Origin of the sequence: Helicobacter brantae, from assembly GCF_003364205.1 — a bacterium.
Classification (GTDB): Bacteria; Campylobacterota; Campylobacteria; order Campylobacterales; family Helicobacteraceae; genus Helicobacter_G; species Helicobacter_G brantae.
The window spans coordinates 1-21390 of sequence record NZ_NXLV01000016.1 but is presented as its reverse complement, the minus strand read 5'-3'; the positions used below and the strand labels follow the sequence as shown (position 1 = coordinate 21390).

The window sequence follows — 21390 nt, the reverse complement described above, 5'->3', positions numbered from 1 at the left end:
CTTTAGACAAGGATATGATTTTGGAAACGATAGGAAAAGAAAGCTTTGATTTTACAAAGGTTGCTACTCAAGCTTCAGGCTCTGTGTGGTATCAAAAAGGTGGGACAATTATTTTGGCAAGTGTGGCAGTTGATGAAGAAAAAGTCATTGATGAGGATTTTTTGCCTCTTACTGTGCAATACATAGAAAAAGCTTATGCTAATGCCAAATTCCCCTCAGGGTTTATCAAGCGTGAGAGTAAGCCAAGCGATTTTGAAACGCTCACTTCAAGAATCATTGATCGCACTCTAAGACCACTATTCCCCTCAACTTATCGCCACCCTACACAAATTAGTGTGCTAGTGCTAAGTTATGATGGGGAGTGTGATTTGCAAGTTTCTGCCCTCAATGCTGCTTCAAGTGCTCTTTTTGTCTCAAGCATTCCACTTAGCTATCCTACTTGTGCTGTGAGAGTGGGGAGAGGTGAGAGTGGATTTATACTCAATCCAAGTGCCAAAGAGCTTGAAGAGGGCAAACTTGATTTGTATATCTCAGGATATGAGGATCATATTTTGATGATTGAAATGAGAACAATGCGACAAGATCATAATGCCAATGAGCTAAGCGAAGAGGAGCTTTGTCAAGCTATTGAGTTAGCCAAAAGCGAGATTGCCAAAACTTCTAGGGCTTACAAAGAAGCTTTTGAGCCCAGCAAAAAACCCACATTTGAAATCAAACATCACACACTCCCTGAGATTGCAGAGATTGAAAGTCTTGTTTGTGAAAAATACTATCAAGATTTAAGCAAGGCAATCAATCAAATGGCAAAAAGTGAGCGAATGGTGGAGCTTCAAAAATTAGCCCAAAAAATCGCCCAAGAGTGTGGTTTGGAATATGAAAGAGTGTTTTTGGCGATTGAAAAGGCTAAGAGAAAGGCTGTGAGAGAGATGATTCTCAAAGAGGGTAAGAGGGCTGATAATCGAGGATTAAAAGATGTGCGACCTATCAGCATAGAAACCAATGTCTTGCCTTTCGCTCACGGCTCTTGTCTATTTAAAAGAGGGCAAACCCAAGCTTTAGTCGTAGCCACTTTGGGAGGAGAGCAAGACGCTCAAACTTATGAGCTTTTGGGGGATAAAGCTCCTAGCAAAGAGAGATTTATGGTGCATTATAACTTCCCTGGCTTTAGTGTAGGAGAGGCAAGTTTGATTGGAGCACCGGGGAGAAGGGAGCTAGGGCATGGTAATCTTGGCAAAAGAGCTTTAGAGTCAAATCTAAGTGATAAGAGAGTGGTGAGATTGGTGTCTGAAATCTTAGAATCCAATGGCTCAAGTTCAATGGCAACGGTATGTGGAGGTTCTTTGGCATTGAGGGCGAGTGGGGTGGAGTGTGATAATCTTGTTGCAGGAGTGGCAATGGGGCTTATCAAAGAGGGAGAGGAGTATGCAATCCTTACAGATATTATGGGTTTAGAAGATCACGAGGGAGATATGGATTTCAAGGTTGCAGGATCTAGCAAGGGTGTGAGTGCATTGCAAATGGATATAAAACTTGGTGGAATCTCTCCTCAAATCTTGCGTGAAGCCTTGCTTCAAGCCAAAGAGGGAAGAATGCATATCCTCTCTCTTATGGAAGAGAGTGCAAAAAAGATTGTCAAAAACGATGCAATCTTACCAATCTGTGAGAGCTTTTATGTCGAGCCTGATCGGATCGTAGAAATCATTGGAGCAGGGGGGAAAACGATAAAAGAGATTATTGAGAAATTTGGTGTAACTATCGATTTGGATCGCAATAATGGAGAGGTGAGAGTGAGTGGGATTGGATCAGAGAGATTGAGCCAAAGCAAAGACTATATCCTCTCACTTCTTCAAAAACCCAAAGCAAGAAGCGAAAAAATTGATTTGACAATCTATCCACAAGGATTGAGATTTAGAGGAAAAGTGAAGAAAATGGTGGATTTTGGGGCGTTTATCGAGTTGCCTCAAGGTGGAGATGGACTGCTTCACATTCGCAAAATCAAGAACAAAAATGCCTCTTTGGTAGAGGGAGAAGAGATAGAGTGCGTGGTGCTTTCAAGCGAGAGCAATAAAGTTGAGTTAGATTTAGTATAAAAACTCAAAATTTTTTGCTACAATCACGCTTTCAATTTAATTTACTTCATCATAGATGAGTAGGGGACAGATCCGAAAGGTGTGATAAGTAGAAAGGAAGAAAAAATGAAAAAGTTATTCTTTTTGGCATTTGTTTGCCTTGGTTTTGCGTTTGCAGAGGATATGACAATGATTAAGTCATACTCTATCCTTGGTGCAGTTATCGGACTTGGAATCGCTGCTTTTGGTGGTGCTTTGGGTATGGGATACACTGCTTCTGCTACAATCTCAGGAATCGCTAGAAATCCTGGAGTGGGTGGTAAGCTTACAGGAACAATGTTTATCGCACTTGCATTGATTGAAGCACAAGTTATTTATACACTTGTTCTTGCAGTCGTTGCAATCTATGCAAACCCTTTTATCGCAGGATAAATCTTAAACAAAAGGGGGTGGGACTTCTTTTGCGCTGGTGGTGGAACTGGTAGACACGCTATCTTGAGGGGGTAGTGAGGAAACTCGTGCGAGTTCGAGTCTCGCTCAGCGCACCATATCTTTTCTTTCTTTAATGTGCCGGAGTGGTGAAACTGGTAGACGCGCTAGACTCAAAATCTGGTAGGGGCAACCCTGTGTCGGTTCGAGTCCGACCTTCGGCACCATTCTTTCTTTATTTTGCTTTCAGTTAAAATTTGTTATTATAAAAAATCAAAAATCTTTTAAGGAATTGTTATGAAAAAATTAGTTGTGATTTTGTGTATGCTTGGGGTGTTGTTTGGAGAGGGGGAGAAGAGTTTGGTGGAGAGGGGAGCAGAAGCTTTTGAGAAGAGGGATTATGAAACAGCTATAAGGTTTTGGAAACAAGCTTGTGATAAAAAAAATGGTGCAGGGTGCAGAAATCTAGCTAGTGCATATTTTGTGGGTGCAGGTGTAGAACAGGATTTTAAAAAAGCTAGAGAAAATCTTTCCAAAGCTTGTGATTTTGGAGATGGAGAAGGGTGTGAAATTTTCTCAAATTTTATAGATGATAGAAAAGAGGTAGAGCAATATATAAATAAAGCAATGAAATTTTCCAAAAAGGCTTGTGATAAGAAAGACGCAAGAGCTTGTTTTCATCTTGGAGTGATGTATGATGAGGGTAGGAATATAAAAAAAGATATATCCAAAGCAGTAGAGTTTTATACACAATCTTGTGAATTGGGATATGCCTTTGGTTGCAATATCCTTGGAAATCTGTATGATAAAGGAGAGGAAATCGCAGAAGATAGAGCCAAGGCTGTTGAGCTTTATCAGAAGGCTTGCAGTGGAGGGAGTGCTTCAGGGTGCAGAAATCTAGGAGTGCTTTATGCAAGTGGAAATGGCGTAAAACAAGACATACTAAAAGCTTCAGAATTATTTGATAAATCTTGTAATTTAGGTACTGATATGGCGTGCTTTTATATTGCTAACTTTTATTATGAAGGTGAAAAAATTAAACAAGATAAGAGTAGGGCTGTAGAGTTTTATCAGAGGGCTTGTGATAAGGGTAATAGTTCGGCTTGCGTTAAGGTTGGATATATCTATGATACAGGAGATGGGATTAAGCAAGATAAGTTTAAAGCAGTAGAGTTTTACACTATGGCTTGTGATGATGGAGTAATTATTGGTTGTTACAATCTTGGAAACAAGTATATGAATGGTGAAGGAGTTAAACAAGATAGTTTTAAAGCTGTTGAGCTTTATAAAATCGCTTGTGATATAGACTATGGTATGGCTTGCAATAATCTTGGAGTAATGTATGAGAATGGCAGAGGAATTAAACAAGATAAGTATAAAGCCAAAACGCTTTTTGGCAAAGCTTGTGATTTAAAAAATGAGCTAGGTTGTAAAAACTACGCACGACTGAATGAGGCAGGATATTAAATTTTTGCTTGTTGCTAGAAAAGAGAATTGCTAGTAGAAAAAGTTTGTATTACCCCATTTGCATTGCTAACTGATGCCCAAACTTTCTCCTTCTATATTTTCAAGATTATTTACCAAAAAGAGATATAATCCCACTCACTTTCGTAGGGCGGACCGACGCCCACCTTTAAATCCTCTAATATCTATATTTTGATGACTTTTTATTACTTCATTCTCTATGCTGTCTATTAAATCATCCAAAAACTCTAATATTTTCTCAGGTGGAATCCCAATTTTTACTCCCCACGCCTTATGGGTAATTCTTGGATAGATGACACCATTATTTTTTCTGATTTTGAGTAAATTTTCCCAATGAAATGCACGATTACGAATGTTGCGAAGTAAGTTTAGAGCAATGCACACTTTGGCAACATTGGAAAATCTATTTTTCCTACCATTGAGATATCCTGAGTTTTTGTTGCTCCAATGATATTTGCTAAAGTCCAAATCCTCTAACTCAAACATATAATGCTCTATTTTATACTCTCCAATCAGATCGATCACTTCTCCTAGCATTAGACTTGAGAGGATTTGAGAGAGGGAGAGTTCTATAAGGGGGAGATGAGTTTTTGGTTTGATGTGTTGAAGACTTCTCTCCTCTCTTATCCACTCCTCTCCCACTAACTCTCTCAAACAAAAATCAAGCATATTTCTAAGATAAATCTCTATCTCTGCAATCTTATGTCCTGCCCTTAGGGCTAGAAGTCTATTCTTATAGTAGCTCTCTATATCCCCCTCAAAGCTTTTTAATCTTTCAGGAGAGAGAATGGAAGTAATATTGGCTCTAAAAGATTTAAGTGTGTCTTTGGAGAGTTTTTGCATTTTTGCTCCTTTGGGATTTTAGAGGATTTTAGCATATATGTTTTTGGGGGTTGGGAAAGGTTGGGGGTATTGTTGTAAAATCCATTTTTTATTTTGATTCTAAGGTTGAGATGATGATTATTATCCCTGCACGATTGCAATCCACACGATTTCCACGCAAGATGCTCACTGATATTTTAGGCTTACCAATGATTGTGAGATCAGCTCTGAGAGCCAAAGAGGTTGATGAAGTCTGTGTGGCAACAGATAGTGAAGAGATTGTGGAAGTTTGCCAAAGGCACAAGATTGAGGCTGTGATGACTTCTTCTTCTCATAGCAGTGGCACTGATCGATGTGCTGAGGCTGTAAGGATTTTGGGGTTAGAAAAAAGTGAGATTATTATCAATATGCAAGGAGATGAGCCATTTGTTGAAAGTGAGATTTTACTCTCACTCAAAACAATGATGAGTGAAAAGCCTTGCTTTATGGGGACTTGTATCAAGTCTATTACTCAAGAAGAAGCCCAAGATCCCAATCTTGTCAAAGTCGTGTTAGATAAGGGCAATCAAGCTCTATATTTCTCACGCTCTCTTATTCCCTACAATCGCGATAATGCAGAAGTGGAGTATTTTGGACATTTGGGGATTTATGCTTTTAGCAATCAATCTCTTCAAGAGTTTTGTAGTCTTGCTAAATCCCCACTAGAGGAGATTGAGAAATTAGAGCAGTTGAGGGCATTGTATCATCAAAAAAGTATCGCAACCCTTTTGGTGCAAACCCAAAGTATTGGGATTGATACGATAGAAGACAAAGAGAGAGCAATCAAGCTGTTTTCATAGGGGGAGCAAGTGGCAAAGCAAATCGATCTCAAAAATGAGAAAATCAATCGTTTATTTTTTTACTATTTTTTTCCCTCACTCCTCTCGATGCTCTCTTTAAGCACTCACGCTATTGTAGATGGGTTTTTTGTCGCTCACGCACTAGGCAAAGACGCAGTTTCTGCTCTTGGAATCACTTGGCCGATTTTCCCTGCATTGATTGCTTGCGAATTGCTTTTCTCTGTGGGGGGAAGTGCGATGATTTCTTACTATTTGGGCAAAGGGAAGAGTGAGAAGGCAAGAGAATTTTTTAGCTCGATTGTGTATTTTTTGCTTGGTTTTGGGGTGGTGCTAAGTGTAGTGTTGTTTGTCTATACCAAAGAGCTTTCTGTCTTTTTAGGGGCAAATGACAATCTCTTAGAGCTTGTGAGTGAGTATCTAAGTATTATCTTTGGTGGAGCGTTTATTATGTTTCTCCACCCTGTGCTAGATATGTTTGCTGTCAATGATAGGCAACCACGACTAGCGATGATTTCGATGATTATCGCCTCCATTGGCAATATTGTGTTTAATTATCTTTTCTTATTTGTTTTCAATCTTGGAATCTATGCAAGTGCCTTATCTACGATTTTGGGAAATATCGTGGCAATCAGTATCTTACTTTGGCATTTTTTGAGCAAAAGAGGGGATTTGTATTTTATTCCTGCTTTCAGTTTCAAAAAGATTTTTCAATCAGCCAAAAACGGCGTCCCTGCGTGTGCTTCAGAGTTGAGTGCTAGTGTGGTAATGCTTTTTTATAACCTTACTTTGATGAAGATTGTAGGGGAGAGAGGGGTGCTTATCTATACGATTGTAATGTATGGGGGGATTGTGTTTTTTACTATTTTGCTCTCTGTTGCTCAAGGTGTGCAACCTATTGCAAGTTTCAATTATGGGGCAAAAGAGATGAGTAGAGTGAGAGGGATTTATCGCTTTGCACTTCTTTTCTCGCTTTTTGTGAGTATTTTGCTTTATGGGGCGTTTTTTGTTTTTGGAGAAGAGTTTGTTACAACCTTTTTGAGTGCAGAGGATATTAGCAGAGATAGCTCTTTGGTTGCTGATATTGTCTTTGCGATGAGGATATGGTTTCTAGCATATATCGGAGTGGGATTGTATATGGTAAGCTCTATTTTCTTACAATCTGTGCAACGCCCACTAGGAGCGTTGGTCATCACACTTTGTTATACCATTGGATTTACAATCTTGCTTTTGCCCTTTTTGAGTAGCCATTTTGGTATGATAGGAGCGTGGAGCACTTATCCAATTTCAGCATTTTTGACATTGTTTGTTTTGCTAGGGGTTATGTTTTATGAGAAGAGAAAAGGAGTATTTGCACAATGAAAGAGAAGATTTTGCTTTTTGATTTAGATGGGACTTTGATTGATTCTACTCAAGCGATTTTAGAGAGTTTTATCAATGCAAGTTTGTTTTTTGGATTTAATTTCAAGGGCAGAGAGCAAGAAATCCAAACGCTAATTGGCTATCCTCTGAGAGAAATGTTTATCAAAATGGGATTACCTCAAGAAAAAATTGAGGAGTGTGTGAAGCTTTATCGCTCAAATTATGAGAGAATTTATTTGCAAAAAACAATTTTGTTACCAAAAGTAATGGATTCTTTCAAAACGCTTCCAAGCTCGTATTTATTGGGGGTTGTAACCTCTAAATCAAGCTTTTTTTCCAAAAAAATTTTAGAAAATTTGGGAATGATAAATTATTTTTTTCGCATTGTAGGGATTGATGATGTAAGTGAGCCAAAACCTAGTGCAGAGCCGATATTGAGGGCATTGGAAGGGCTAGAGTATGATAGAACTAAAGTGTATATGATAGGGGATACTTTTTTTGATATGCAATCAGCTAAGAATGCCGATGTGGTGGGGATTGGAGTGCAGGGAAGATATGATAAAAATCTTAGAGAATATACAGATTTTGTCTTTGAAGATATACAACAGGCTTTAGATTACATAAAGTGTCAACTTTAGAGCAATGTGGTGTAAAATACGCAAATCAAAACTTTTATTTGGAACTCAAAGGAGGTATAGATGCTAGAAATTAGATGGCATAGTCGTGCTGGACAAGGTGCAGTAACAGGTGCAAAAGGTTTGGCTGATGTAGTTGCAGGGACAGGAAAGCAAGTGCAAGCATTTGCGTTTTATGGTTCTGCAAAGAGAGGGGCAGAAATGACTGCTTACAACAGAATCGATGATTCTCAAGTTCTCAATCATGAGAAATTTATGAGACCTGATTATGTTTTGGTTATTGACCCAGGATTGGTTTTTATCTCAGATATTTGTGCCAATGAAAAAGAAGGGACAAAATATATCATCACAACTCACCTAAGCAAAGAAGAGCTAATCGCTAAAAAACCTGAGCTTAAGGGAAAAGAAGTGTATGTGCTTGATTGTATTAAAATCTCTCGTGAGACGATTGGTAAGTCAGTTCCAAACGCTCCTATGCTTGGTGCTTTGCTTAAAGTATCAAATGGACTAGGTGGAAATATGGATCTTGAGTATTTCTTGGAGCGATTTATCAAGTTGCTAGGAAAGAAATTGCCACAAAAAATTATCGATGCTAACCGTGAGGCAATCACAAGAGCATATAACGAAGTAAAATAAGGAGAGAGAGAATGAAAGGTTGGAATGAATTTGAGATTGGTTCTGTGCTTTTTGCATTTGAAGGAAGTGAAGATGGAATCAAAGTTCAAGAGAAATTGCCTGAGAATAGAGCTTATACAGAAAATAGCTCAAAGAAAAGAAGTGTAGCTCACTGGAGAGTACAAAAGCCTGTCCATAACAACAACATTTGTATCAATTGTTTTAATTGCTGGGTTTATTGTCCAGATGGTGCAATTTTGGCAAGAGATGAGAAGCTAAGTGGTGTGGATTATGTGCATTGTAAAGGATGTGGAGTTTGTGTAGAAGTTTGTCCTACAAACCCAAAATCTTTATTGATGTTTGATGAAAATGAAGAGAATACTGAAGCTCTTGCTAAGTGGCCTCAAAAAGAAAGTAAGTAAGGAGAAGATTCTATGGCTGAAAAATACGAATTGTTAAAAACTGAAGTTTGGGATGGAAATATGGCGGCAAGCCACGCTCTAAGACAAGCACAAATTGATGTTGTGGCTGCTTACCCTATCACACCTTCAACACCAATTGTGCAAAACTATGGAAAGTTTTTGAGTGATGGATATGTTGATGGTGAGTTTGTGATGGTAGAGTCAGAGCACGCTGCGATGAGTGCGTGTGTGGGTGCTTCTGCTGCTGGTGGAAGGGTTGCGACTGCGACAAGCTCACAAGGTTTTGCATTGATGACTGAGGTAATGTATCAAGCTTCTGGTATGAGAGTTCCTATCGTTCTCAACCTTGTAAATCGTGCATTGGCTGCTCCTTTGAATGTAAATGGAGATCACTCTGATATGTATCTAAGCAGAGATACAGGATGGCTAAATCTTTGTGCTTACAATCCTCAAGAAGCTTATGACTTCAATCTTATGGCTTTTAGAATTGCTGAGAGCACAAGAATCCCTACAATTGTCAATCAAGATGGATTTATCTGTTCTCACACAGCTCAAAATGTAGAGCCTTTGAGCGATGAGGAAGCTTATAAGTTTGTAGGTGAGTTCAAGCCAAAAAATGCAATGCTTGATTTCTCAAAGCCTATCACTTATGGAGCACAAACTGAAGAAGATTGGCACTTTGAGCACAAAGCTCAACTTCACCACGACATTATGGAATCAGCTAAGACTATTGAAGAAGTATTTGCAGAGTTTGCAAAGCTCACAGGACGCAAATATTCTCTAGTAGAAAAGTATGATATGGACGATGCAGAAGTGGCAATCGTGGCTCTTGGAACGACAGTTGAGTCAGCAAGAATTGCAGCAAAAAATGCAAGAGCTAAGGGAATCAAAGCTGGAGTTGTATCGATTAGAACTCTAAGACCATTCCCTTATGCCCAAATTGCTGAAGTACTCAAAAACTGCAAGGCAATTGCAATGCTAGATAGAAGTCTTCCTGCAGGAGCAATGGGAATGCTATTTAATGAGGTAGGTGTAGCAGTATTACAACATTCTTCAAGTAAGCCAATTCTTTCAAACTATATCTATGGACTTGGTGGAAGAGATATGACACAAGAAATGCTCAATGAGATTTATCAAGAGCTTGACAACAACGCAAAAGCAGGAAAGCTTACACACGCTACACAGCAGTTTGTAGGACTTCGTGGTAAAAAAATGGCGTTCAACTAAGGAGTAGAAAATGACAAAAGAAGTAAAAAATCTAAAACAATTTTCAAAATCAGCAGAGAAATTTGAGGGAGCAAACCTCCTTTGCCCTGGTTGTGCTCATGGAATGATTATCCGTGAAGTTCTCAACTCTGTAGATGGACATATTTTGATTGGAAACTCAACAGGATGTATTGAGGTTTCAACTGCAGTTTATCCTTATACTTCTTGGGATGTGCCTTGGATTCACATCGGATTTGAAAACAGCTCAACAGCAGTTGCAGGAGCTGAAGCGATGTATAAGGCATTGAGTAGAAAAGGTAAATACAAAGGTGATAGACCTAAATTTGTAGCTTTTGGTGGTGATGGTTCGACTTATGACATTGGATTTCAATGGATTAGTGGATGTTTTGAGAGAGGACACGATCTCACTTATATCTGCTTTGACAATGAGGTTTATGCAAATACAGGAGGACAAAGAAGTGGATCTACTCCTCTAGGTTCAAGCACTTCTACAACTCCTGCAGGAAGAGTGAGCTATGGTAAGAAAGAGAAGAAAAAAGATATCCTAGCTATCTTTGCAGCTCACGGATCTCCTTATGTCGCTCAAGTAGCACCCAATAAGTGGAAAGATATGAACAAGAAAATCAAAACTGCACTTGATACAGAAGGACCAACATTTATCAATGCTTTGAGTGCTTGTACAACTGAGTGGAGATTTGATTGCAATAACACAGTTGAGATGATGGATTTGGCAGTTGATTCTTTGGTATTCCCACTCTATGAGATTATCAATGGACACGAATTGCACATCACATACAGACCAAAAAATATCATTCCTGTGCGTGATTATCTTGGAGTGCAAGGAAGATTCAAGCACCTCTTTAAGCCTGAAAATGAGCATATTATCGAGCAATGGCAAAAAGATGTTGATAAAAAATGGGAGCTTCTCCAAAGAAGAGAAGAGGCAAAAATCTAATCCCTCTTCCTCTCTCCCCTTGTGGGGATATCCTCTTTTTATCCATTCTTCTTAAATTTATTTTTTCAAAATCCTCTTTTTAGCCACTTTTTGAAGCAAAATCACATTTTATCCACACAAAATAAGGGGTTTTTTAGCTTATTTTTCTTATAATCTAAAAATTTTTTTTGGAGTAGAGCAATGATGACATTAAAAGAAGCGTTGAGCTTAGATGAAAAAGCATTAAAAGAGCTAAAGAGTGAAATCACTCAAAAAGCAAAAGAGAGCAATCTCAATGCCTATATCGGAGAAGTGCAGTCAAGCAGTGAGAGTGGTGTGCCAATCTTAATCAAAGACAATATCAATGTCAAAGGTTGGGAAATCACTTGTGGAAGCAATATTTTAAAGGGTTACATCGCCCCATATAATGCTACTGTGATTGAGAGATTGCATACTCATAATATGTGTGGATTTGGAAGAGCCAATATGGATGAGTTTGCTATGGGTAGCACCACAGCAAGTAGTGCTTATGGTAAGACACTCAATCCTAGAGATACCTCAAGAGTCCCAGGGGGAAGTAGTGGAGGAGGAGCGGCAGCTGTGGCAGGTGGGATAGCTATTGCAAGTCTAGGAAGTGATACAGGAGGTTCTATCCGACAACCTGCAGGATTTTGTGGATGTGTGGGATTGAAGCCTACTTATGGAAGTGTCAGTCGTTATGGGCTTGTAGCTTATAGCTCAAGCTTGGATCAAATCGGACCTATTACTCAAAATGTAGAAGATGCCTCTATCCTCTTTGATGCAATCAGTGGAAATGACAAAATGGATTCTACAAGCTCACACAATCCTCCAAGCCAAACTCACGCAAATCTCAATGCAGACAGAAAGTTCAAAATAGCAGTTTTGAGAGATTTTCTCAAAGATGCCACTCCACAAATCCAAGATGCTTATGAAAAAACCATCTCAACCCTCAAAGAAATGGGGCATACAATCATAGAAAAAACGATGCTAGATACAAGCTATCATATTTCAGCCTACTATATCATCTGCACTGCTGAAGCTAGTTCAAACCTAGCTAGATTTGATGGGGTGCGTTATGGTAATCGTGCAAGTGAGATTGCTAATCTCTCTGAACTCTATCTCAAAACTCGCTCACAAGGATTTGGAGAGGAAGTCAAGCGACGCATTATGCTAGGAAGCTTTGTGCTTAGCAGTGGGTATTATGATGCTTATTATCTCAAAGCTCAGAAGGTGAGAGAGTTGATTTCTTCTGAGTTTGATGAGATTTTTTCAGATGCAGATTTGATCCTCTGTCCTATCGCTCCAAGTGTCGCTCCAAAGTTTGGAAGCACGCATTCTCCACTAGAGATGTATCTAAGTGATATTTATACAATCTCAGTCAATCTTGCAGGACTTCCAGCCCTTTCTTTGCCTGTGGCAGTGAGTGAGGAGGGAATGCCTATTGGAATGCAACTCATTGGTAGAAAATTTGATGAGCAAAGTGTGCTAGATGCAGGACTTGGACTAGAGAGAAAAATCGGAAAGATTCTATAAGGAGAGAGAATGAAAATCAGAGCTAAAGCCCTAACTTTTGAAGATGTGTTGCTTATCCCAGCGTATTCAGAGGTTTTGCCCAAAGAAGTGAGTTTGAAGACTTATCTAAGCAAAAATATCACACTCAATATCCCTTTTGTCTCAGCAGCGATGGATACCGTGACAGAGTATCGCACAGCTATTGCTATGGCAAGGCTTGGAGGGATTGGAATCGTGCATAAAAATATGGATATCCCCTCACAAGCAGAGCAGATTCGCAAAGTCAAAAAAAGCGAGAGTGGAATCATCAATGATCCTATCTCTCTCAAGGCTGATGCAACCTTGCTTGATGCCAAGAAAATCACAGATAATTATAAAATCTCAGGTGTGCCTGTGGTTGATGAGTATGGGATTTTGATTGGAATCCTTACAAATCGTGATATGCGATTTGAAACTGATATGAGTAGAAAGATTGGCGATGTGATGACAAAAGCACCACTTATTACTGCCAAAGAAGGCACAAGTCTTGAAGAAGCCAAAGAAATTATGCACAAACACAGGATTGAGAAGCTTCCAATTGTCGATAAAGATTATGTGCTTAAAGGGCTTATCACAATCAAAGATATCCAAAAAAAGATTGAATATCCCAATGCAAACACTGATGAGCTAGGACGACTAAGAGTGGGGGGAGCCATAGGTGTGGGGCAACTTGATAGAGCAAAAGCATTGAGTGAGGCAGGGGCTGATGTGCTTGTGCTTGATAGTGCTCACGGACATAGCAAAAATATCATCAAAACCTTGGAATCTATCAAAAGAGATATGAGTATTGATGTGGTAGTGGGAAATGTGGTAACTCCTGAAGCCACACACGATTTAATCCAAGCAGGAGCAGATGCAGTCAAAGTGGGCATTGGACCAGGGAGTATTTGCACCACTAGGATTGTAGCAGGAGTGGGTATGCCTCAAATCTCAGCAGTAGCAGGGTGTGCTGAAGTGGGGAGAAAAACAGGAGTGCCAATTATCGCTGATGGAGGGATTAAATACTCAGGAGATATTGCCAAAGCCCTAGCAGTAGGAGCATCAAGCGTGATGGTGGGAAGCTTGCTTGCAGGGACAGAGGAGAGTCCGGGGGATTTGCTTCTCTATCAAGGACGACAATATAAAAGCTATCGAGGAATGGGAAGTATCGGAGCGATGACAAAAGGGAGCAGTGATCGATATTTCCAAGAGGGGACGGCTCAAGATAAGTTAGTGCCTGAAGGGATTGAGGGGAGAGTGCCCTATCGTGGGAAGATTGGCGATGTGATTCATCAACTAGTTGGAGGATTAAGAAGCTCAATGGGCTATCTTGGAAGCCCTGATATTCCTACACTTTGGGAGAGAGCTGAGTTTGTAGAAATTACTTCAGCAGGACTTAGAGAATCTCATGTGCATGATGTGGTCATCACTAAAGAAGCACCAAACTATCACGGATAAAATCTTTTAAGCGAAGAAAAAAGGGGTGGATTATTTTTGAGGATTTGGGCGTTTGAGGATTTGAGTTTGGCATAGCCAGTCTTGGAAACTCAATCTATCTTTTCTAAAGAAAGGAAATACAAACCCAAAGACAAGCCCCAAGCTCACAAGCCAAGCGACAAATCTTATAAAACACCTAAAAAATCCCACTTTTTGCCCATTTTTATCGACCAAGATTAGCTCTTGAGCCCTCATCCCAGGAGTTTGAGAGAGGGTAGAGCAAAGAAGTGAATCAATCCCTCCATACAATGCCCAGCAAGACAAAACTGCTCCTTGATTTTCCCATAGAGCTTCTTTGCTTCCTAAGATAAGATAGGTTACGATATAAAGGATTGGGGTGTAAATCATAAAGAGATCAATCACAAAGGCTTTAAATCGTAAGAAAAAATAACCTTGAGATTTAGGAGTGGGCTTGGTGGAGGGGGTGGGGGTTTTATGCTTTTTCCCCATTAGTTTCCACGACTTCCTGGTTTTATCGCAGGGGTTTTGCCCTCTTTGCAAAGCGGACAATCGCTAGGAGAGTAGATATCAAAGACAAAGTCTTCAAGTGCAAAAAGAGGGATATGAGAGGGAAGTTTGCCCTCAGGTTTGCCCTCAAGGCTTGAGCCTACACGCTTGCAAAATCCTCGATTAGCCAATCCCCCAAAGCCTACAATACTAGCCCCCAAAGCCTCTACACAAGAAGCTGATTCTAGTGCTGAGCCTCCTGTGGTGATGATGTCTTCACAGATGAAAACTTTTTCACCCTTGCTCACTTCAAATCCTCTTCTTAGTGTCATTTTCCCCTCGACTCTCTCTGTGAAGATAAATCTCACTCCCAAAGCTCTAGCAAGTTCATATCCTGCTAGAATACCACCAAGAGCAGGAGAGCAAACACACTCTACTTCTAAGCCATAGTCTTTGATTTGCTTAGCCAAAGCCTCTGCTAACTCTTGAGCGATTTTGGGGTTTTCTAGCACCTTTGCTGATTGGAGATAGTAGGGGGAGTGATTGCCACTGCTAAGGAGGAAATGCCCTTCAAGTAGGGCATTACAATCTGTGTAGTATTTTTTGATATTCATTATTTCTCCTTTAGATTTTCATTACCTCTTCTTCTTTGGCTTTTACCATTTCATCGATTTTTTTGACAAATTCATCGGTATATTTTTGGATTTCATCTTGTCCTTTTTTGCTGATGTCCTCTGTGATTTCTTTATCTTTTTCTAGTTTTTTGATTGCATTATTGCTATCTTGTCGCACATTTCTGATAGCCACTTTTGCTTTCTCTCCCATTGCTTTGGCTTCTTTGGCGACTTCTTTTCTTTGCTCTTGAGTCATTGGGGGGAAGAAGAGCTTGATAGTTTCGCTATCGCTATTGGGATTGACACCGATATTGGCTTCTTGGATAGCTTTTTCTACTTCTTTTATCAATGTTTTTTCCCAAGGGGTGATGACGATTGTTGTAGCGTCTGTGGCGATTACTGAGCCGATTTGGTTGAGTGGTGTGGGTGTGCCATAGTAATCCACTCGGATATTATCCAAAATCGCAATAGAAACTTTTCCACTTCTAAGAGTGGAGAAATCTCGCTTGAGGGAATCGATGGTTTTTGTCATTGAAGTTTTGGTTTGGTTGTAAATCTCATTTAGCATTATTGAGCCTTTTGTGTTGGGATGGTTGGAGCACTTGGGGCTGTGGGAGCTGTGGGTGCTTGAGTAGAGGGGGTAAGGGTAGGCACATCAATCATAATAGTGCTTTCTCTTTGCTTGATATATAAATAGCTTAGAGCGATTGTGTTTGCCAAAAAAAGCCCACCAAAGATAAGCGTAACTTTTGTGAGGAAGCCTCCTGCACCTTTTGCACCAAAGACACTTTCATTGCTTCCACTATAATTCACAATCCCCCCACTAGAGCTTTTTTGGAGTAAGACTAAGATTGTGATGAAAATTGCCAAGACAATTTGCACGATAAACAAAACTGAAATCATCAGAAATCCTTAGGGTTGAAATGACTTAAATTTGTGATTTTACCAAAAACTTTAGATTATAATTTGGGTTTTTATCGCCTTGTGGGATAAAACAATAGAAAACAAAGAAATGAGTTATGCGATTTTTCTCTTTTGATATTCAAGCAAAGACTTACAAACATCAAGCAATCGCACAAAAACTCTTTGTCCAAAAGCTCACTAACAAACTTCCAAGCAAGTTTTACCCCTCAATCGCTGAGCTAGGTTGTGGGGGAGGAGAGCTGTTTTTGGAGCTAGAAGAGAGAGGGGTGGGGTTTGAGAGATATTTGGCTTGTGATAGCTCTAGAGCAATGCTAGAGGGATTCCCCTTTAAGCCTAGAGTGGAGCTATTTTGCCAAGATTTTGATGAGTTTTTGCTAGGAGGGGAAGAGAGATTTTCTCTCATTTGCTCAAGCTCGGCACTGCAATGGTCTAGCAATCTCTCTCACACCCTCTCTCTTGTCGCAAAGAGGGGAGAGAGTGTGGCATTAAGTGTGCTAAGCTCTTGTAGTTTGGCTAGTTTGCATCGCTTTTTGGGCACAAGCTCACCTTTGCCAGAGAGTGAGGAGATTTGGGGGCTTTTTGGGGAATATTTTGTGGGGGAAGTGTTTATCTCAAGGGTAGCTCTTAGCTTCACTTCAGCCAAAGAGTGTCTAAAACATCTCAAAAGAAGTGGCGTGCTAGGGGGTGGGGTTTTGGGCTATAAAAAAGCCAAAAAATTGCTAGAGTTTAATGAGAGAGTTGAGTATGAAAGTGTCAATATTATTGGAAAACCAAGATAAGGAGAGAGAGTGAAAAAAAGAGTATTTTCAGGGATTCAGCCCACAGGAAAGATGACAATAGGCAATTATATCGGAGCTGTGAAGCGATGGGTGGCAAGTCAAGATGAGTATGAAAATATTTTTTGCGTTGTCAATTCTCACGCAATCACCACCTATCAAGAGCCAAAGCTTCTAAGAGAGCAAAGCTATGATATGGTAGCCTTGCTTCTAGCTTGTGGGATAGAGCCGAGTAAGTCAAGTTTGTTTATCCAAAGTGAGATTGACTATCATCCTGCCCTTGCTTGGATACTTGATTGCAATATTGCAATGGGGGAGATGGAGAGAATGACGCAATTCAAAGACAAAAGCAAAAAAAATCCCAAAAATATCAATGTAGGGCTTTTCAACTATCCTGCACTGATGGCAAGTGATATTTTGCTCTATCAAAGCGACTTTGTGCCTGTGGGAGAGGATCAAAAACAACACTTAGAGCTTACACGAAATGTGGCTGTGAAGTTCAATAGAGATTTTGGGGAGTGCTTCAAAATCCCTGAGCCATTGATTGCCAAAGTGGGAGCTAGGATTATGGGATTAGATGATCCAGAGAGTAAGATGAGCAAATCCAATCCTGCAAGCAATCACGCAATTTTCGTGCTAGATAGTGCTGAGGAGATTATGAGAAAATTCAAAAAAGCCACGACAGATTCTCTTGCAAGTATTGAGTTTGATCCAGAGAGAAAGGCGATTTACAATCTTTTGAGTATTTATGAGATTTTCTCAGGAAAAAGTCGTGAAATGATTACTCAAGAGTTTGAGGGCAAGGGCTATGGGGTGCTAAAGACAACGATTGCAGAGTGTGTCATAGAATCTCTCTCTCCAATCCAAGAGCGATATAGCAAACTTAGGGCTGATGAGGGGTATCTAAAAAGTGTTTTAAGCAAGGGAAAAGAGCAAGTAGAGCCGATTGCAAGAAAAACTTATGAAAAAGTCAAAGAGCTTATGGGGTTGGTGTAGGGGGTTAGATACTTTTTTTATTGAGATGCACGATTGAGGGGAGAGGGGAGAGAGAAGAGGAGTCAAAAAAGTTGATGATACTCTCCCTCATCACTTTGGGATCTCGCATATTATTAACCTCATTGCGATACTCACTTGCACCTTGATGTCCTTTGGCATAGGCGTGGAGATTTTTTCTAAACATTACACACCCATATTCTCCATAAAATTCATTCATCAAATCAAAATGCTCTAGCACTAGCTCTTTTTTGAGCATTGTGGGGATTTCATCGGTATTGTTTTTGATTTGCCAAAAGATCCAAGGAGCATTAAGTGCTGCTCTTCCTATCATCACCCCATTAGCCCCTGTTTGCTCTAGCACCTTTTTGGCTTTGAGTGGAGAGTCTATCTCTCCATTGGCAATCAATGGCACTTGGATAATCTCTCTCATTGCTCTTATACTCTCATAATCGATTCGCTCTTTTTTGTAGCCATCGGTTTTGGTGCGTCCATGCACGACACAAAAATCCACCCCACTATCATTGATGGCTCTTGCAATCTCTAGGGGAATCTTGCTATCAAATCCTAGTCGCACTTTGACACTTGTATAAGGCTTTTTGGAAGTGGATTTGATAGTTTGAAGGCATTTAACCATAAGATTGAGATCTTTGAGCAATCCACTTCCATTGCCGTGATGAGAAACTTTGGGGGCAGGGCAACCACAATTAAAGTCAATAATATCAATGCCCTCAATATCATTGAGCATCTCCACTGCTTGGCTAAGAACTTCAGGCTTTGAGCCTGAGAGCTGGACAGAGTAGGGGGTTTCTAGTGGAGATTTTTCTAGCATTTTGAGAGTTTTTTTGCTTTGATAGACTAGGGCGTGAGAGCTTATCATCTCACTCACGGTGATATCTACGCCAAACTTTTTGACTACACTTCTAAAAGGCAAGTCTGTAAAACCTGCCAAAGGAGCGAGCATCAAAAGGTTGTCAAAGGCAATCTTAGCCATTGCGTTCCTTGTAGTGAGAGTAGTCAAAGGTTTTGAGAAGCTCAAAGTCTCCATTTTGTTTGATTACCCCAAGTGAGGGGAGAGGGACACCATTAAAAGTGGTGTTTTTGACGATTGTGTAGTGAATCATATCATCAAAGAGAATTTTATCCCCCACTTTAAGTGGAGTGTGAAAACTATAATCTCCGATAATATCGCCTGAAAGACAGGTATTTCCTCCAAGTCTATAAGTATAAGGAGCGATATTTTCTCCACAATCCTCCTCTAGCACACCATTGCTAAGCTTTGTAACTTTGGGGCGATAGGGCATTTCAAGGCAATCAGGCATATGGGCTGAGGCTGATACATCTAAAATCGCCACACTTCCCTCATTTTGCACGACATCTACTACTTCAGCGATGAGAAATCCACACTGCCACCCCACAGCTTCCCCTGGTTCTAAAAACACTTCTACTCTATAATTGGCTCTAAAATCTTTAAGAAGTGAGATAAGAAGAGGGAGATTATATCCTTCTCTTGTGATGTGGTGTCCTCCTCCAAGATTTATCCATTTCATTTTGGAGAGATAGGACTCAAAATGGGCTTTGATATGCCCTAGAGTTCGCTCTAGCACATCACTATCTTGCTCACAATGGGTGTGAAAATGAAGCCCTGAAATCCCCTCTAGTCCATATTCTCTCACACCTTTTTCAAACTCACTAGGGATAATCCCAAGTCTTGATTTGGGAGAGCAGGGGTTATAAATCATTGGGGAGACTTCACTATAGAGAGGATTTAGCCTAAGCCCTACTTCAATGGGGGTTTTCCCCTCTTTGATTAGGGTTTCATTGGCTTTCTCAATAATGCCCTTAAATCGTTGCCATTGAGAAAAAGAGTTGAAGATGATATGAGTAGCGATTTTGACTAGCTCTCTCATCTCCTCTTCTTTGTAAGCTGGGGAAAAAACGCACACTTCCTTGCCACTCTCTCTACCCCCCAAAGTTTCATAGCCTAGTTTTGCTTCATACAATCCACTTGCTGTGCTTCCATAGAGATAGGGCTTAAGAAGTTCAAAGCTTCTCCAAAATGCAAATCCTTTGAGTGCGACAAGGATTTTGGCTCCACTTTGGACTTGGACATAATCAAGAGTTTGAAGATTGCTAAGGAGCTTTTGCTCCTCTAAGACATAGCAGGGGGAGGGGATTTGCTCAAGCATTGTGTGAAGTTACTTGCCCTCTAGGAAATGCTTGACGACATTTTCTATCTCTTTTGGATTGGATTTTGAGACAAATCCATTGGCATCTAGGCTCATTGCCATATCCTCATTACTGCTTCCACTCATTGAAGAGTTCACTACCACAGGGATTGAGGCTGTGAGAGGATCGGCTTTGACTTGTTTTATGACTTCAAATCCACTCACTTCAGGCATCTCAAGGTCTGTGATGATAAGTCCGATATCATCAAGGTTTGTGCTTGGCATATGGAGGAAGTCAAGGAGAGCCTTTCCATTGTAGAAGCTGTAATGTCTGACATTGAGTTTATCAAGGATAGTTTGCATTGTCTTAATCACAATAGGACTATCATCTGCAAGAAGAACGGCTTTGTCAATTTTGAGTTTTTGCAGAGAATCAAGCTCTTTTTGTTTTTCTGATTCAATCCAAGGGAAGACATCAATGAGCATTTTTTCAATATCTACAATTTGCACCAATCGCTCATCGAAGTATTGAGTCCTGCTGACAAACTTTCCATTTCTAAGATCAGAGCTAAAATCGATTTCATGCTCTATCTCTTCCCATTTTTTGTTGAGGATTCGATCGGCTTGGTAGATTCTCACCCCAATCGTCCAGCGTGAGAATTCACAAATCATAATGATTTCTTCTCCCTCATTGGAATGCACTCCAAAGGGGCGTAAATCTTTTTGAGGTTCATTGCTATTGAAGTAAAACCACTTTCTCATATCAATCAAAGGGATATTAAGCCCACGAATAGTAATCAACCCATCAATCAAAGAGTTGTTTTCATAGGTAACTTTGGTGATAAGCCCCTTGTATTTGATGATTTCTCTGACTTTAAAAACATTCACTGCATAAATATCTCCATCTTTTTCAAGATAGAAGCAAAGAAGTTGCAACTCATTGTTTTTATGCAAATTGGTAACTTGAACGATACTTGATAGATTCATTGTCTTCACTTTAGATTGGAATTTTAAATTTGTAATTCTATCAAAAAAGTTTCTCTCTTTGTGCTAAGAGAGAAAAAATACAAAAAGTAGTTGCTAAAGGATTGCTACAAGGCAAGGTTGGGAGAAAAACAGATTAAAAAGACTAGGAAATGCTATATTAGGATATAAAAGTGCAAGTTTGATATTTTGGTGGGAGGCAATCTCGCTAAATAGGACTCATACTCTCCAAACTCCCACCCCCTCTATAAAACTCTGTGATACCTCTCCCCTCTAATACTCAAACCTAGAGTGATAAGAGGTATCATCAAGCCTTATAGATATATAGAGAAAGACTCTTAAGAGTCCTTCTCTTTCCCACTTCCTTTTTCACCCCTCTTTTTTCTCAATCATTGAGCCTTATTTAGTTTTGCTCTCAGTAGCCTTCTCTTGAGTCTGCTCTGTATTCTCTTGCTTTGAATCCTCTTCTACACTCTCTTCACCCTTTGCTTTCTCTTCCCCCTCTTTCTCTTCCCCTTCAATCTTTAGTGGTGCTTTGTAATCAGCTTTTTCAAGGATTGGGCTATATCCATCACTCTCTCCAAAGCTATATCTCACTCC

The 21390-nt window shown here is 39.9% G+C and carries 23 protein-coding genes and 2 tRNA genes; 16 read left to right on the top strand and 9 right to left on the bottom strand.

All coding sequences use genetic code 11. The features are described from left to right. Nucleotides 1-20 precede the first annotated feature (20 nt). From CQA58_RS07175 to CQA58_RS07155, 5 genes are all read left to right on the top strand, one after another. Nucleotides 21-2090, top strand: coding sequence for a polyribonucleotide nucleotidyltransferase (locus tag CQA58_RS07175; protein WP_425454674.1), 2070 nt, complete (start codon nucleotides 21-23; stop codon nucleotides 2088-2090). Between the two features lie 105 nt (nucleotides 2091-2195). Then, complete coding sequence (locus CQA58_RS07170) at nucleotides 2196-2501, top strand: F0F1 ATP synthase subunit C (RefSeq protein ID WP_115570032.1); 306 nt, start codon at nucleotides 2196-2198, stop codon at nucleotides 2499-2501. A 31-nt stretch (nucleotides 2502-2532) separates the two neighbouring features. Further along, nucleotides 2533-2617, top strand: a tRNA-Leu gene (locus CQA58_RS07165). A gap of 21 nt (nucleotides 2618-2638) precedes the next feature. After that, nucleotides 2639-2725, top strand: a tRNA-Leu gene (locus CQA58_RS07160). Nucleotides 2726-2795: 70 nt separating this feature from the next. After that, entirely contained in the window at nucleotides 2796-3965 is a 1170-nt protein-coding gene (locus CQA58_RS07155) for an SEL1-like repeat protein (protein ID WP_115570031.1), read from the top strand. A 135-nt stretch (nucleotides 3966-4100) separates the two neighbouring features. On the opposite strand, the gene CQA58_RS07150 is transcribed toward CQA58_RS07155, so the two are convergent. Then, entirely contained in the window at nucleotides 4101-4826 is a 726-nt protein-coding gene (locus tag CQA58_RS07150) for a CAAX protease (RefSeq protein WP_115570030.1), read from the bottom strand. A gap of 113 nt (nucleotides 4827-4939) precedes the next feature. Here CQA58_RS07150 and kdsB point away from each other — a divergent pair, with 113 nt between their 5' ends. The 9 genes from kdsB (at nucleotide 4940) to guaB (ending at nucleotide 13845) form a co-directional block, all read left to right on the top strand. After that, nucleotides 4940-5644, top strand: coding sequence for a 3-deoxy-manno-octulosonate cytidylyltransferase (gene kdsB, locus CQA58_RS07145; RefSeq protein ID WP_115570029.1), 705 nt, complete (start codon nucleotides 4940-4942; stop codon nucleotides 5642-5644). A gap of 9 nt (nucleotides 5645-5653) precedes the next feature. Beyond that, entirely contained in the window at nucleotides 5654-7003 is a 1350-nt protein-coding gene (locus CQA58_RS07140; protein ID WP_245942799.1) for an MATE family efflux transporter, read from the top strand. Further along, nucleotides 7000-7641: an HAD family hydrolase gene (locus CQA58_RS07135; protein ID WP_115570028.1), complete on the top strand. Its 642-nt coding sequence runs from the start codon at nucleotides 7000-7002 to the stop codon at nucleotides 7639-7641. The genes CQA58_RS07140 and CQA58_RS07135 overlap by 4 nt, the downstream gene beginning before the upstream one ends. Nucleotides 7642-7701: 60 nt before the next feature. Then, a complete protein-coding gene (locus tag CQA58_RS07130; protein ID WP_115570027.1) occupies nucleotides 7702-8274 on the top strand; it encodes a pyruvate flavodoxin oxidoreductase subunit gamma in 573 nt (190 codons plus the stop codon). An 11-nt stretch (nucleotides 8275-8285) separates the two neighbouring features. After that, complete coding sequence (locus CQA58_RS07125; RefSeq protein ID WP_115570026.1) at nucleotides 8286-8675, top strand: 4Fe-4S dicluster domain-containing protein; 390 nt, start codon at nucleotides 8286-8288, stop codon at nucleotides 8673-8675. Between the two features lie 12 nt (nucleotides 8676-8687). Next, on the top strand, nucleotides 8688-9902 hold the full coding sequence (locus CQA58_RS07120; protein WP_115570025.1) for a 2-oxoacid:ferredoxin oxidoreductase subunit alpha: 1215 nt from the start codon (nucleotides 8688-8690) through the stop codon (nucleotides 9900-9902). A 10-nt stretch (nucleotides 9903-9912) separates the two neighbouring features. Continuing rightward, a complete protein-coding gene (locus CQA58_RS07115; RefSeq protein WP_115570024.1) occupies nucleotides 9913-10857 on the top strand; it encodes a thiamine pyrophosphate-dependent enzyme in 945 nt (314 codons plus the stop codon). Nucleotides 10858-11037: 180 nt separating this feature from the next. Beyond that, complete coding sequence (gene gatA, locus CQA58_RS07110) at nucleotides 11038-12390, top strand: Asp-tRNA(Asn)/Glu-tRNA(Gln) amidotransferase subunit GatA (protein ID WP_115570023.1); 1353 nt, start codon at nucleotides 11038-11040, stop codon at nucleotides 12388-12390. Between the two features lie 9 nt (nucleotides 12391-12399). Further along, nucleotides 12400-13845, top strand: a complete 1446-nt coding sequence (guaB, locus tag CQA58_RS07105) for an IMP dehydrogenase (RefSeq protein ID WP_115570022.1) — start codon at nucleotides 12400-12402, stop codon at nucleotides 13843-13845. A gap of 30 nt (nucleotides 13846-13875) precedes the next feature. Here guaB and CQA58_RS07100 read toward each other — a convergent pair whose 3' ends face one another. Genes CQA58_RS07100 through secG form a run of 4 tightly spaced genes read right to left on the bottom strand, consistent with a single transcriptional unit; the run spans nucleotide 13876 to nucleotide 15848 of the window. Further along, a complete protein-coding gene (locus CQA58_RS07100; protein WP_115570021.1) occupies nucleotides 13876-14334 on the bottom strand; it encodes an RDD family protein in 459 nt (152 codons plus the stop codon). Continuing rightward, on the bottom strand, nucleotides 14334-14945 hold the full coding sequence (gene pyrE, locus CQA58_RS07095; protein ID WP_115570020.1) for an orotate phosphoribosyltransferase: 612 nt from the start codon (nucleotides 14943-14945) through the stop codon (nucleotides 14334-14336). Before pyrE ends, CQA58_RS07100 begins: the two co-directional genes overlap by 1 nt. Nucleotides 14946-14955: 10 nt before the next feature. Then, on the bottom strand, nucleotides 14956-15513 hold the full coding sequence (frr, locus tag CQA58_RS07090) for a ribosome recycling factor (RefSeq protein WP_115570019.1): 558 nt from the start codon (nucleotides 15511-15513) through the stop codon (nucleotides 14956-14958). Then, on the bottom strand, nucleotides 15513-15848 hold the full coding sequence (gene secG, locus CQA58_RS07085; RefSeq protein ID WP_115570018.1) for a preprotein translocase subunit SecG: 336 nt from the start codon (nucleotides 15846-15848) through the stop codon (nucleotides 15513-15515). The genes frr and secG overlap by 1 nt, the downstream gene beginning before the upstream one ends. Nucleotides 15849-15964: 116 nt before the next feature. On the opposite strand from secG, the gene CQA58_RS07080 reads away from it, so the two are divergent. Together CQA58_RS07080 and trpS are read left to right on the top strand one after the other, a co-directional pair. Next, on the top strand, nucleotides 15965-16648 hold the full coding sequence (locus CQA58_RS07080; protein WP_115570017.1) for a class I SAM-dependent methyltransferase: 684 nt from the start codon (nucleotides 15965-15967) through the stop codon (nucleotides 16646-16648). A gap of 9 nt (nucleotides 16649-16657) precedes the next feature. Next, nucleotides 16658-17641 carry a tryptophan--tRNA ligase gene (trpS, locus tag CQA58_RS07075; protein WP_281270011.1) on the top strand — a complete coding sequence of 328 codons (984 nt, stop codon included), beginning with the start codon at nucleotides 16658-16660 and terminating at the stop codon, nucleotides 17639-17641. Between the two features lie 4 nt (nucleotides 17642-17645). Here trpS and CQA58_RS07070 read toward each other — a convergent pair whose 3' ends face one another. The 4 genes from CQA58_RS07070 to CQA58_RS08270 form a co-directional block, all read right to left on the bottom strand. Next, nucleotides 17646-18632, bottom strand: a complete 987-nt coding sequence (locus CQA58_RS07070) for a tRNA dihydrouridine synthase (RefSeq protein ID WP_115570016.1) — start codon at nucleotides 18630-18632, stop codon at nucleotides 17646-17648. Beyond that, nucleotides 18625-19827 carry a carboxynorspermidine decarboxylase gene (nspC, locus tag CQA58_RS07065; RefSeq protein ID WP_115570015.1) on the bottom strand — a complete coding sequence of 401 codons (1203 nt, stop codon included), beginning with the start codon at nucleotides 19825-19827 and terminating at the stop codon, nucleotides 18625-18627. The genes CQA58_RS07070 and nspC overlap by 8 nt, the downstream gene beginning before the upstream one ends. A 9-nt stretch (nucleotides 19828-19836) precedes the next feature. Beyond that, nucleotides 19837-20793: a chemotaxis protein gene (locus CQA58_RS07060; protein WP_115570014.1), complete on the bottom strand. Its 957-nt coding sequence runs from the start codon at nucleotides 20791-20793 to the stop codon at nucleotides 19837-19839. A 396-nt stretch (nucleotides 20794-21189) separates the two neighbouring features. After that, nucleotides 21190-21390: hypothetical protein (locus tag CQA58_RS08270; protein ID WP_211305722.1), on the bottom strand; the 201-nt coding region annotated here is incomplete at its 5' end.

Excerpts from the sequence above, each read along its gene's own strand:
- gatA (WP_115570023.1), top strand. The coding sequence starts at position 11,038 with ATGATGACATTAAAAGAAGCGTTGAGCTTAGATGAAAAAGCATTAAAA.
- CQA58_RS07070 (WP_115570016.1), bottom strand. The coding sequence starts at position 18,632 with ATGGCTAAGATTGCCTTTGACAACCTTTTGATGCTCGCTCCTTTGGCA.
- nspC (WP_115570015.1), bottom strand. The coding sequence starts at position 19,827 with ATGCTTGAGCAAATCCCCTCCCCCTGCTATGTCTTAGAGGAGCAAAAG.
- CQA58_RS07100 (WP_115570021.1), bottom strand. The coding sequence starts at position 14,334 with ATGGGGAAAAAGCATAAAACCCCCACCCCCTCCACCAAGCCCACTCCT.
- secG (WP_115570018.1), bottom strand. The coding sequence starts at position 15,848 with ATGATTTCAGTTTTGTTTATCGTGCAAATTGTCTTGGCAATTTTCATC.
- CQA58_RS07155 (WP_115570031.1), top strand. The coding sequence starts at position 2,796 with ATGAAAAAATTAGTTGTGATTTTGTGTATGCTTGGGGTGTTGTTTGGA.
- pyrE (WP_115570020.1), bottom strand. The coding sequence starts at position 14,945 with ATGAATATCAAAAAATACTACACAGATTGTAATGCCCTACTTGAAGGG.
- CQA58_RS07125 (WP_115570026.1), top strand. The coding sequence starts at position 8,286 with ATGAAAGGTTGGAATGAATTTGAGATTGGTTCTGTGCTTTTTGCATTT.
- CQA58_RS07060 (WP_115570014.1), bottom strand. The coding sequence starts at position 20,793 with ATGAATCTATCAAGTATCGTTCAAGTTACCAATTTGCATAAAAACAAT.
- CQA58_RS07080 (WP_115570017.1), top strand. The coding sequence starts at position 15,965 with ATGCGATTTTTCTCTTTTGATATTCAAGCAAAGACTTACAAACATCAA.
- CQA58_RS07115 (WP_115570024.1), top strand. The coding sequence starts at position 9,913 with ATGACAAAAGAAGTAAAAAATCTAAAACAATTTTCAAAATCAGCAGAG.
- frr (WP_115570019.1), bottom strand. The coding sequence starts at position 15,513 with ATGCTAAATGAGATTTACAACCAAACCAAAACTTCAATGACAAAAACC.
- CQA58_RS07120 (WP_115570025.1), top strand. The coding sequence starts at position 8,688 with ATGGCTGAAAAATACGAATTGTTAAAAACTGAAGTTTGGGATGGAAAT.
- CQA58_RS07150 (WP_115570030.1), bottom strand. The coding sequence starts at position 4,826 with ATGCAAAAACTCTCCAAAGACACACTTAAATCTTTTAGAGCCAATATT.
- kdsB (WP_115570029.1), top strand. The coding sequence starts at position 4,940 with ATGATTATTATCCCTGCACGATTGCAATCCACACGATTTCCACGCAAG.
- guaB (WP_115570022.1), top strand. The coding sequence starts at position 12,400 with ATGAAAATCAGAGCTAAAGCCCTAACTTTTGAAGATGTGTTGCTTATC.
- CQA58_RS07170 (WP_115570032.1), top strand. The coding sequence starts at position 2,196 with ATGAAAAAGTTATTCTTTTTGGCATTTGTTTGCCTTGGTTTTGCGTTT.
- CQA58_RS07130 (WP_115570027.1), top strand. The coding sequence starts at position 7,702 with ATGCTAGAAATTAGATGGCATAGTCGTGCTGGACAAGGTGCAGTAACA.
- CQA58_RS07135 (WP_115570028.1), top strand. The coding sequence starts at position 7,000 with ATGAAAGAGAAGATTTTGCTTTTTGATTTAGATGGGACTTTGATTGAT.